Source organism: Mesorhizobium sp. WSM4829, from assembly GCF_055811475.1.
In genome coordinates, this window is record NZ_JBVVQJ010000110.1 from 1 (window position 1) to 1,427 (window position 1,427).

General features: G+C 66.2%; 1 protein-coding gene. It reads right to left on the minus strand.

Annotated elements, in window-relative coordinates; genetic code table 11:
* Positions 1 to 70: 70 nt before the first annotated feature.
* Positions 71 to 1,270 carry an IS256 family transposase gene (locus AC0L17_RS34385; protein WP_473518976.1) on the minus strand — a complete coding sequence of 400 codons (1,200 nt, stop codon included), beginning with the start codon at positions 1,268 to 1,270 and terminating at the stop codon, positions 71 to 73.
* Positions 1,271 to 1,427 lie beyond the last annotated feature (157 nt).

The window sequence follows — 1,427 nt, forward strand, 5'->3', positions numbered from 1 at the left end:
TGATCGTGCCCACTGGCGTGGTGTAGCTGACGGCATTGGACGCCGTGCTCTCCGGCATGGGCCGGACTGATCAGCGCGCGACTGCCGGCAGGCTGATGAGCGGATCATCGCTCATCTGGCTGATGGTCTCAAGCGTCATGTAGCGGGCGCGCTGCACGGCCCATTCGTCGTTCTGTTCGAGCAGCAAGGCGCCGACGAGACGGACGATGGCGTCGTCATTGGGGAAGATGCCGACGACCTCGGTCCTGCGCTTGATCTCGCCGTTGAGGCGCTCGATGGGATTGGTCGAGTGGAGCTTGGCGCGATGTTCCTTCGGGAAGGTCATGTAGGCGAGCACGTCGGGCTCGGCGTCGTTCATGATGGTGGCGAGCTTGGGCACCTTCGGCCGGATCTGGTCGGCGACGGCGCGCCATTGGCTCCTGGCGGCCTCGGCCGTTTCCTGGGCGAAGGCGGTGGCGATGAAAGCCGAGACGACGCGGCGCCCGCTCTTGCCGGCATGGGCCAGCACGTTCCTCATGAAGTGGACGCGGCACCTCTGCCATGTCGCGCACAGCACCTTGGTGACGGCCGCCTTGATGCCTTCATGGGCATCGGAGACGACGAGCTTGACGCCGCGCAGGCCACGGCGGGTCAGCTTGCGCAAAAACTCCGTCCAGATCGGCTCGGCCTCAGACGTGCCGACCTCCATGCCCAGCACCTCGCGCCGGCCGTCCGCGTTGACGCCGACAGCGATAATGACGGCGACCGAGACGATGCGCCCGCCGCGACGCACCTTCAGGTAGGTGGCGTCGATCCACAGGTATGGCCAGTCGCCCTCGATCGGCCGGTCGAGGAAGGCCTTCACCTTGCCGTCGATCTCCTCGCACAACCGGCTGACCTGGCTCTTGGAGATGCCGCTCATGCCCATCGCCTTGACCAGGTCGTCGACCGAGCGCGTCGAGATACCCTGGACGTAGGCCTCCTGGATGACGGCGGTCAGCGCCTTCTCGGCCATGCGCCGCGGCTCCAGGAAGCTCGGGAAGTAAGAGCCCTTCCTGAGCTTGGGGATGCGCAGTTCGACGGTGCCGGCCCGCGTCTCCCAGTCGCGCTCGCGGTAGCCGTTGCGCTGGACAACCCGCAGCGGGTTCTTCTCGCCATGGGGCGCGCCGGTGGCGGCGCCAACCTCCAGCTCCATCAGCCGCTCGGCGGCAAAGCCGATCATCTCGCGCAGGATATCGGCATCGGGGGTCTTCTCTACGAGCGTGCGCAGGTTCATCATGTCGTTGGTCATCGGTGGTTCCTTCGAATCAGGTTGTGTCAGCAACCCAACCCTACCGAAGAACATCGATGACCGCCGCTACGCCGCTCGCTCGCTACAGCGCTGTTGAGGGCGCGCTCGCGAGCGGCTTCGCTGCCGCCGATCTACACCACGCGGTGGGACACGACCG

Coding starts and splice junctions, on each gene's coding strand:
- AC0L17_RS34385 (WP_473518976.1), bottom strand. CDS start 1,270: ATGACCAACGACATGATGAACCTGCGCACGCTCGTAGAGAAGACCCCC.